This window comes from Microbacterium sp. (assembly GCF_044508325.1).
GTDB lineage: Bacteria > Actinomycetota > Actinomycetes > Actinomycetales > Microbacteriaceae > Microbacterium.
In genome coordinates, this window is record NZ_JBIQHX010000012.1 from 1 (window position 1) to 9688 (window position 9688).

A 9688-nucleotide genomic window follows, 5' to 3' on the forward strand; every position below is an offset into this window, starting at 1 on the left:
CATCCAGCCGACGTCGCGCTGCGGCGAGCGCCTCGTGCACGGCCATGAGACCGGCCTCGACCGCCACCAAGACGGCGGGGCGAGGGTCCCCCGACCCTCGCCCCGCCCAGGAGCCCCGGCCAGAGCCCGGGACCCGAAAGGACCACTACCCGACGCCGTCCAGCATCTCCGTGTGGGTCCGCCCGATCTGCGTGAGCACCTCAGGACGGTTCTTCGCGAGCCACCAGAAGCGCAGGAACGCAAGCACCATCGTCGCGAGGAAGATGTACGGGATCACGTTGAACGGGAACGCCGGGACCGGCCAGACGTTCGCGAAGAAGACGTACGCCATGGCGACGACCGCGACCACCGCGCAGACCCAGACGAGCCGGTTCGGGATGCCCAGGCGCTTCGTGAAGATGATGCCCGCGATCGCCACCAGCGCGTACGCGACCATGTAGCCGTAGGTGCCGTACGTGTCGACCCACACCACGATGTCCATGGGGTGGGTGCCCAGCAGCAGGAGGATGACGTCCAGAGCGATGGCGGCGATGCCGGCCGTCAGCAGCACTCGGTGGGGGGTGAGGTAGTTCTCGTGCGTGCGACCGAAACGCTCCGGGGCGACGCCCTCCTTGCCCATCACGTAGATGATGCGGCCCACCACGTTCAGCGGCGCGACCACGACCGCGAAGAACGACGCGGCGACACCGAACACGAGCACGGCCTCGAACCATCCCGGCATCCCGATGCGCTCGTCGATGGCGGCCAGCGGGCTGGCGACCTCGGCGAGCTCGTCACCGAGCACGGCGATCTGCGTGTAGGCGGCGAAGACGTACAGCACGCCGACGACGACGGCGCTCCACATGATCGCGCGCGGGATTGCCGTCCGCGGGTTGCGCGCTTCGCGGCCGAGGGCATCGGCAGACGAGAATCCGACGAAACCGAGGATGCCGAGCACCATGCCTGCGGCGACTCCCTGGAACGGCACGTCGGCGAACGAGAACTGGCTCGGATCCCACGCCTCCGGCCCGAGCCAGATGAGCGCCGAGACCAGCAGGACGACGATGATGACGATCGACACCAGTTCGAGCACGAGCGACACTCGCGCCGAGGTGCGGATGCCGACGATCGTGAAGGTGATCGCCAGGCCGCCGAGCACGATGGTCAGCCCGACCAGCCAGACGGTGCCCGTCGCGGGGATGCCGAAGATCTGGAGCAGGTCGGAGAAGTACGACACGGCGCCGCCGAGCGAGCCCGCCGCGATTCCCCAGGATCCGATGAGGAGCGCGACGCCGGCGGCGAAAGCGCCGGTGGGGCCCAGGCCCTTCGAGACGTAGGTGTACAGCGAGCCGGCGGACGGGTGGCGCCGGGCGAACACCGACACGATGTATCCGACGCACAGGATCACGATCGTCGCCAGGAGGAAGGCGTACATCGTGCCGCTGCCGGCGCCGATGAAGATCGCGGCGGCGGTGAAGGCGATGACGGCGCTGGGGGCGATGCTGGCGATGGCCTGAGCGGCAAGCTCGGGGCCTGTCATCACCCCCTCGCGAAGTCCGGCGTCGCGGGGATTCTTCGTCGCTGTCGTGGCCATGACTCTCCTTCGAGTTGGGTGGTGTCGGGTGGGTGGACGAGACGTCCGGGGCTCAGGGGATGAGGAGGGTGCGCAGGACGGCACCGCCCTCGAGGTCGTCGAGTGCCGCAGCCGCCTCGGACAGCGGGCGACGGCCGGAGATGAGCGGGTCGAGCTTGAGCTGGCCGTCCATGTAACGGTCGACCAGCGCGGGGATGTCGATCGACGGCCGGATCGAACCGTAGTTCGAGCCGAGGATCCGCTGGTCGGCCTCGGCCAGCACGAGCGGCTCGAACGACGCCTTCGCCCCGGTCGGGGGCAGTCCCACTATCACCGCGGCGCCGCCGAGCCCGAGCATGCGGATCGCCTGCTCGGTGGTCGATGTGCGGCCGATCGCGTCGAACGCGTAGTCGACGCCGTCGGGCATGAGGTCGAGCAGCTGCTCCACGGCGTCGCGCTCCGAGGCGTCGATGCGGTCGGTTGCGCCGAACTGCAGGGCGAGCGCGGTCTTCTCAGGCACGACATCGATCGCGATGATGCGTTCGGCACCCGCCAGGCGTGCGCCCTGCACGACGTTCAGGCCCACCCCGCCGCAGCCGATCACCGCCACGGTCGAGCCGGGCTCGACCGCCGCCGTGTTCAGCACCGCGCCAACACCGGTGGCGACCGCGCAGCCCACGACGGCTATGAGATCCAGCGGGGCGTCGTCGCGCACCTTGATCGCGCCGGATGCCGGGACCACCACCTCTTCGGCGAACGACGAGACACCGAGGTAGTGGTGCAGCGCCTCACCGTCACGACTGAGGCGCGACGTGCCGTCGAAGAGGACGCCGTCGGCGGCGACGACGGTGGCCACCTTCTGACAGCGGGCCTCGTGGCCCTGCAGGCAGTGGCGGCACTCGCCGCACGGCGGCACCCAGCTCAGCACCACGTGGTCGCCGACGGCGAGGGACGTCACCCCCTCCCCGAGCTCAGCGACGACACCGGATCCCTCGTGCCCCATGACCATCGGCGCCGGGGCATCCCACTCGCCGCGCTTGACATGCAGGTCGGAGTGGCATACCCCGGCCGCGGCGATCTTCACACGCACCTCACCGGCCTTGGGGCCGGCCAGGTCGACGTCGGCGTACTCGACAGGTGTGACGGGGTCGCGGAAGATCGTGGCCTTCAACAGGTGCTCCTTCGATGACGGATCGCTAGGGATGCTAGGCGAGCACGAACTGCGCCGTCACTGTGCCAGCAGTTGAATTCTCAGCATTCAGACCGTCACTTGGTACGCTCGGGAACATGGCGCTCGGACTGGCGGAGATCGCTCGCCGCGTCGACGGTCGGTGTCTCGCCTTCGGCGTTCCGGCCAGCATCCGCGTGGATGGGCTCGCGCAGCTGCGCGACTATGTGGTCGCCGGCAGTCCCCACTTCGCCACCCTGGTGACCGGTCCGCCGGCCGAACTGATCGCCGAACTGGAGGCGAGCCAGCAGCGGGCAGCCGCACTGCGCGGCGCCGTGTACGCCACCGCCTGCGAGGACGATGCCCTGCTCGCGGCGCTCGAGCACCACGGGGTCACTGTGCTCGTCAGCGCAGGGCTGTCGGGCGAGGCGCTCCACGCGCGGCTGGGTGCGCTCCTGGCCGATGAGCAGGCGGCAGCCGATCGGCTCATCACGGCCGGCATGAAGCTGCTGACCCAGGTCGCCCGTCGCGGCGGCGTGAGCGCGGTGACCGCTGAACTCGTCCGCCAGATAGACGGCTGGGCGGTGCTGCTCGATGCGAACGGACAGCTCATCGCGAGCGCGGGCGCAGGGCGCCTGCACATCGAAGACGCCGTCGCCTTCGCGCTGGGGCGTCCCGTACGGGTCCGGCACCGTGAACTCCAGGTGCATCAGGTCGGCTCCGACCGCGATCTGGTCGGCTTCCTCGTCGTCTCATCGCGATCGAGCACCCTCAGCTTGAGCCGCGACCTCGCGCAGCAGGCGTCTGCCCTGTTCGACCTGCTGCTGCGCAGCCACAACCCCTCGCTGACGAGCACCCTGGGCAGGGAGGCGCTGCTCGGCACGATCCTGGCCGGCGGACCCGCGGCCGAGCGCCTTCTCCGCCGTTGGGGAGTGCACGAGGCGAGCCTCACCGGCTTCGCCCTCACCGCACGTACACGGACCATCGATCTGGAGCGGCTCACCGTGCGCTGGCTCGACGAGCTGGGCGCCGAGCACGTGTTCGCCGGCGCCGGACGCATCAACGGGTTCGTCCGCGACGAGCTGTCGGCCGAGCTTGCCGCCCGCGTCGAGGCGTACCGGCCGATCGGCGCCGGACGAGTGCACCTCGGCCTGGGCGCGCCCGCGCCGATCGGGGTGCTCGAGCGCAGCGCGATCCAGGCGCGGCAGGCGCTGCACACGGCGCTGGAGACTGCGCAGGCGGTCGTGCGCTACAGCGAGCTGCCCACCGTCGACCTCGTGTTCGACGCGCTTTCGGCTGAGGCGACGGCTGAGCTGGCCGCGGTGCTCGACCCGCTGCGCGAACCCGACGGCTCGCACGGCGAGCTCACCGAGACCCTCCGCGTGTTCCTGAGCGAGCACGGCGCCCACCGCGCGAGCGCCCGCCGCCTGGGCATCCACCGGCAGACTCTGGTGTCGCGGATCCAGCGGGCTGAGCGGCTCACCGGGCTCTCGATGAGTCGCGCCGATGATCGCACCGCCGCCTGGCTGGGACTGCGCGCGTCGGGACTGTGATCGCACAAGTGCCCACAGGAGCACATCGTCGAAGTGACGAGCACCGCGCGCTCAGAGTGCGTCTTCCGCAACCCTCGCAACGACCAGAGCGGAACGGTAACGCTCGAGATACCGCTGGAATCCCGCGGTCCGTTCGGGCTCGGGCGCGACCGTCACCGATGAGCCCTCGCGGAAGACGCCGCCCTCCAGGAAGCTCCTCAGGTCAGCGATGTGGGCATCATAGGCGGCGAGCACCGCCATCCCCCACGCTCCGCCCTCGGCGGCGAGCGCTCCGACGCTCACCGGCACATCCAGCATGCTCGCCAGCTGCTGTTGCGCAACGCGGGCGGTGCGGAAGAGGCCGCCATGCGCGCTGAGGCGGTCGAGGCGCACCCCCTGGGCGGTCAGGATCTCAAGCCCGAGAGCAACCGCGGCGAAGACACCGTAAAGTTGCGCCTGCATCAAGTTCGCGAGTGTCAGTTCCCCTGCGGGATGCCGGATGATCATGGGATGCCCGCGTGACAGGTCCAGCACCGGCTCACCGGAAAGCTGGTTGAACGCGAGGATGCCGCCGGCGTCCGGATCGCCGCGCACCGCTTCGTCGAGCAGGGTGCGGAACACCGCATCCGCGCTGGTGGGATGACCGGATGCCTCGGCGAAACGCGCGAAGACGCCCGCCCACTCGCCGAGTTCGCTCGCGCCGTTGTTGCAGTGCACCATCGCCACCGGATCCCCGGCCGGCGTGCAGACCACATCGATCTCGGCACTCGTGTTCGGGATCGGAGAGTCCAGCACGACCATCGCGAACACGCTTGTGCCCACACTGATGTTCCCGGTCCGGGGTGCGACCGCGTTGGTCGCGACCATCCCCGTCCCGGCGTCGCCCTCAGGCGGGCACAGTCGCGCGCCGGCCTGGAGCTGACCGTCGGGGTCGATGAGTCGCGCTCCTTCCGGCGTCAGAGCCCCGGCGTCCGCCCCCGCCGGAAGCACGGCGGGAAGCTTCGCACGCAGGGCGAACCCTGGCGCCAGGTCATCGAACCGCGCCAATGCCGCGGCGTCGAAGTCCCCCGTCGCGGGGTCGATGGGAAACATGCCCGATGCCTCTCCGACGCCCAGGACATCGCGCCCGGTCAGCGACCGATGCACGTATCCCGCCAAGGTCGTGAGCGACTGGATGCGAGGCACATGCTCCTCGCCGTCGAGCATCGCCTGCCGCAGGTGGGCGATCGACCAGCGCAGCGGGATGTTGGTGCCGAACAGCTCGCTGAGCTCCGCCGCCGCAGCCGTGGTGTGCGTGTCGCGCCATGTCCGAAACGGAACGAGCAGTTCGCCGTCCGCGTCGAAAGCGAGGTAGCCGTGCATCATCGCCGAGACCCCCATCCGGGCAATCCGGAGGGGGCGGACGCCGTGCCTGATCTCTGCGTCGGCCGACAGTTCGGCGAACGCCGCCTGGACTCCGGCCCAGGCGTCTCCGAGAGCGTAGGTCCAGTGCCCGTCCACGAGCTCGTTCGCCCACTGGTGGCTGCCGGTCGCCAGCACGGAGGCCGGGTCGTCGAGGTCGACGAGGCAGGCTTTGATGCGGGTCGAGCCGAGCTCGATCCCCAGCGCCGTGTGCCCTTGGGCGATGGCCGTGACGCTCATGATGCGGTCTGCGACGCGCGGCGGTCATCATGGGCTTGCCCGTAGACCGTCTGGTACCGCGCATGGAGTTGATCGACCACACGCTGCGGCAGCGGCGCCACCGGCCCCGCCTGTGTCGCGAGGAAGACGCTCCGTGCGGCATCCTCGCACATGACCGCCGCCTTGACGGCGTCCTCGGCGGTGACTCCGATCGTGAACGGTCCGTGGTTGCGCATCAGCACGGCACGCGAACGGTGACCTCGGAGCGTCTCGACGATCCCTCGGCCGATGGAGTCGTCCCCGATGATGGCGAACGGACCGATCGGAATCGGGCCGCCGAACTCATCCGCCATGCTCGTGATGACACAGGGGATCGCCTCACCCCGAGCCGCCCAGGCCGTCGCGTACGGCGAATGCGTATGAACCACTCCCCCCACCTCCGGCATGTGCCGGTACACGTAGGCGTGTGCCGCCGTGTCCGAGGAAGGGGCACGCTCGCTGCCCGGTGTCCCCGGTACGACGGCGCCGTCGAGGTCGCACAGCACCAGGTCGTCCGGAGTGAGGGCGTCGTAGGACACCCCGGACGGCTTGATGACGAACAGGTCGGTCCCCTCCACCCGGCCCGAGACGTTGCCCCCCGTCCACACGACCAGCCCGTACCGCACCAGCTCGCCGTGCAGCTTCGCGACCTCATCGCGGGCGCGCGCGATCGCCTCCGCACTCATTCGCCGAAGGTGCTGTGCCAGGCTGCGGCGGCCGGCTGGAAGTTCAGCTTGCGCGCCACCTCCAGCGCATCGACGGCGCCGTGCTCGCGGTCCATTCCGTTGTCCTCCCACTCGACCGACAGCGGCCCGGAGTACCCGATCTCATTGAGCTTGCGGACGATCTGCTCGAACGGGACGTCCCCGTGCCCGAGCGAGACGAAGTCCCATCCGCGTCGCATGTTGCCGTCCAGCAGGTGGCTGTTGAGGACGCCGTTCCGTCCGTCGAGGTTGACGTGGGTGTCCTTCAGATGCACGTGATAGATCCGGTCACGGAACTCGTCGAGGAATGCCACCGAGTCGATTCCCTGCCACTGGAGGTGGCTGGGATCGAAGTTGAGACCGAATCCGTCGCGATGCCCGATGGCGTCGAGAGTGCGCTTGGTGGACCAGAAGTCGAACGCGATCTCGCCGGGGTGAACCTCGAATGCGAATTTGACGCCTTCGGCATCGAACACGTCGATGATGCGGTTCCACCGCTCCGCGAAGTCGTCGAAACCGCGGTCGATCATCTCCTCTGATACCGGGGGCCAGCCCGCGAACATGTGGAAGATGCTCGACCCGGTGAAACCGACGACGGTGCCTACTCCGTAGGCGGCTGCCGCACGCGCCGTGCGCTTGACCTCCTCCTCCGCGCGAGCCTGGACGCCGCTCGTCTCGCCGTCGCCCCAGATGGCCGCAGGAAGCACGCCCTTGTGCCGCTCATCCACGATGTCGCAGACCGCCTGCGAGATGAGGTGGGTGCTGACGGTATGCACCTCCAGCCCGTTGGCCTCCAGGATCCGGCGATTCTCCTTCACGTAGTCGGGATCCTCCAGCACCCGGCCGACATCGAAGTGGTCTCCCCAGCAGGCCAGCTCGAGGCCGTCATAGCCCCACTCCGCTGCTTTCTCGGCCATCCGAGCGAGTGGCATGTCAGTGAATTGGGCAGTGAACAGGGTGATGGGTCGCTTCATGACTGGTTTCCTTTCTCAGCGTTCGCAAGCGCGATGGTGGTGCCGCCACCACGGGCGGATTCGACGGCGGCGAGCACGAGGGAGATGCTGGCCAGATTGTCGTCGACGGATGTCTCCGCGGGAGTGCCCTCGACGATGGCTCTGCGGAACTCGTTCAGAGTCCCGGCGCGCTCCTCGTGCTCCAGCTGGTCCAGATCGACTTCCATCACGCCGTCGCGCTCCAGCGCCCCAGGCATGAACACGGTGTCGAACGCCGAGGGGAAGTGGACGGTCACACGGTTCTGGTCCCAGACGATCCCCCCGCGTTCGCCCTCGATCTGCCAAGCGCCATCCCACGAGGTGTGCGCGCCGTGACTGGACCAGCTGCCGGTGTACAGGACCTGCTCTCCTCGGGTTCCTTCGATCTCGACCAACGCGGCGGAATTGCTCGTGAAGATCGACCAGGACGGGTTCCAGGATCGAGCCCGCACGGTCGCCGGTTCGACGCCGACGATCCCACGCAGGGCATCGAGATGGTGGATGGACATGTCGATGAGAAGCGGCTCTTCCATCTCCGCACGGAAGCCGAAGAACGGAGGGTTCTTTCGGTACGCGATGGTCACCTGTTCGACCCGGCCGATCACTCCTGATCGGATGAGTCGCTGCACGGTCCGCGGCCCCCGCTTGAAGCGGTAGTTCTGCGAGACCATGGCCTGGATGCCGGCTGACCGAGCTGCGTCGACGACGCGACGCGCATCGGCCACGCTCTGGGCAAGCGGCTTCTCGATGAGCACGTGCTTGCCGGCGGCGATCGCCTCCAGCGCCAGCGGCGTGTGGGTCGGCGGCGGTGAGACGACGACGACCCCTGCGGCATCCGTGCTCGCGAGCGCATCCGTCAGCGAGGCGAACGCGCGATCCGAGCCCAGACCCGACTCCTCGGCGATGCTTCGCGCAGCCTCTTCCTGCACATCGACGACGGCGTCCAGCCGGACGCCTGGCATCGCCGCAATCTTGGCAGCCCAGCTGGTACCCCAGACACCCGCTCCAACCTGGATCAGTCCGATCTCGTCCACATTGACTCCTTTCCGCAGGTGGAGGCGCGTCGGGGACGCGCCTCCACCCGGGCTCGTTTCTCAACCGAGAGGCTGATTGCCCCACAGCTCATCGGCGTCGACGTTCGCGGGAGTCACGAGCGTCGGAGGAACCAGCACGTCACTGCCCTGACCGCCCTCGAGCACCTTCGCCATCATCTGGGCCGCTTCGCAGCCCATGGCGATCGGGTCTGCGGAGACGGTGGCCGCCACGCTTCCCTGACGGATGAGGTCGAGTGCTTCGGGCGTTCCGTCCAGACCGACGACGATGATGTCCTCACCCGGGGTGAGTCCGAGCTGTTCCAGCGCAGAGAGCACCCCGCGAAGCATGCCGTCGGTGTGGACGAAGACGGCCTGGTAGTCGGGGTCATCTGTCAGCACGTCGACGGTGATCGCAAGCGCCTCGTCCGCGCTGAAGTGCGCGTCACGCGTCTCGACGGTGATGTCGGGGTAGGTGCCGATCTGGTCGATGAACCCTTCGTGACGCAGCTCGGCGTGGAAAGCACCCTGGGGGCCGGTCAGTTCGAGCACCTTGCCCTTGTTGCCGAGCGTCTCGGCGATGAAGTCGGCGGCGACGCCGCCACCGGCCACGTTGTCGAATGTCACGCTGCCGGCCAACTCGCCGCCGGCGACCAGCGAGTCGACGGTGACCACGGGAACTCCCGCGTCGTTGGCGGACTCGACAGCCGGCACCAGCTCCGCCGAGACGTTCGGGCTGAAGACGATCCCTGCCGCGCCCGCGGCGAGCTGATCCTGGAACTGCCCGAGCTGGGTGTCAGAGTTCGCCTGGGCGCTCAAGACTGTCACCTTGCTGAAGGGAAGCTCCGCGGCGCACTCCTCGGTACCCTGCTGAATGCCGACCATGAACTCGAACTCGAGCGTATGGTAGAGGAACGCGACGTCGCCGAGCTCGCCCGACGATCCGTCCGTCGGCGTCGCATCACCGGAGCCCCCGGCGCAACCCGTGAGGGCCATCGCGGCGACGGCGCCGATTGCCAGCAGCTTTGCTGTGTTTTTCATGAGTGCCTG

General features: G+C 68.7%; 8 protein-coding genes. 1 reads left to right on the forward strand and 7 read right to left on the reverse strand.

Annotation, left to right across the window (positions count from 1 at the left end; all coding sequences use genetic code 11):
* Positions 1-145: 145 nt before the first annotated feature.
* Positions 146-1573: an APC family permease gene (locus ACIWQI_RS10640; RefSeq protein WP_396657314.1), complete on the reverse strand. Its 1428-nt coding sequence runs from the start codon at positions 1571-1573 to the stop codon at positions 146-148.
* A gap of 52 nt (positions 1574-1625) precedes the next feature.
* A complete protein-coding gene (locus ACIWQI_RS10645; protein WP_396657315.1) occupies positions 1626-2723 on the reverse strand; it encodes an alcohol dehydrogenase catalytic domain-containing protein in 1098 nt (365 codons plus the stop codon).
* Positions 2724-2839: 116 nt separating this feature from the next.
* Between ACIWQI_RS10645 and ACIWQI_RS10650 the strand changes: the two genes are divergently transcribed.
* On the forward strand, positions 2840-4273 hold the full coding sequence (locus ACIWQI_RS10650) for a PucR family transcriptional regulator (protein WP_396657316.1): 1434 nt from the start codon (positions 2840-2842) through the stop codon (positions 4271-4273).
* A 51-nt stretch (positions 4274-4324) separates the two neighbouring features.
* On the opposite strand, the gene ACIWQI_RS10655 is transcribed toward ACIWQI_RS10650, so the two are convergent.
* The 5 genes from ACIWQI_RS10655 to ACIWQI_RS10675 are packed head-to-tail and all read right to left on the reverse strand — an operon-like array spanning position 4325 to position 9679.
* Positions 4325-5893, reverse strand: a complete 1569-nt coding sequence (locus ACIWQI_RS10655; RefSeq protein WP_396657317.1) for a xylulokinase — start codon at positions 5891-5893, stop codon at positions 4325-4327.
* Positions 5890-6597 carry an L-ribulose-5-phosphate 4-epimerase gene (locus tag ACIWQI_RS10660; RefSeq protein WP_396657319.1) on the reverse strand — a complete coding sequence of 236 codons (708 nt, stop codon included), beginning with the start codon at positions 6595-6597 and terminating at the stop codon, positions 5890-5892. The genes ACIWQI_RS10655 and ACIWQI_RS10660 overlap by 4 nt, the downstream gene beginning before the upstream one ends.
* On the reverse strand, positions 6594-7589 hold the full coding sequence (locus tag ACIWQI_RS10665) for a sugar phosphate isomerase/epimerase family protein (protein WP_396657321.1): 996 nt from the start codon (positions 7587-7589) through the stop codon (positions 6594-6596). Before ACIWQI_RS10665 ends, ACIWQI_RS10660 begins: the two co-directional genes overlap by 4 nt.
* Positions 7586-8641, reverse strand: a complete 1056-nt coding sequence (locus tag ACIWQI_RS10670) for a Gfo/Idh/MocA family protein (RefSeq protein ID WP_396657322.1) — start codon at positions 8639-8641, stop codon at positions 7586-7588. Before ACIWQI_RS10670 ends, ACIWQI_RS10665 begins: the two co-directional genes overlap by 4 nt.
* Positions 8642-8701: 60 nt before the next feature.
* On the reverse strand, positions 8702-9679 hold the full coding sequence (locus ACIWQI_RS10675) for a sugar ABC transporter substrate-binding protein (RefSeq protein ID WP_396657323.1): 978 nt from the start codon (positions 9677-9679) through the stop codon (positions 8702-8704).
* Positions 9680-9688: the final 9 nt, after the last annotated feature.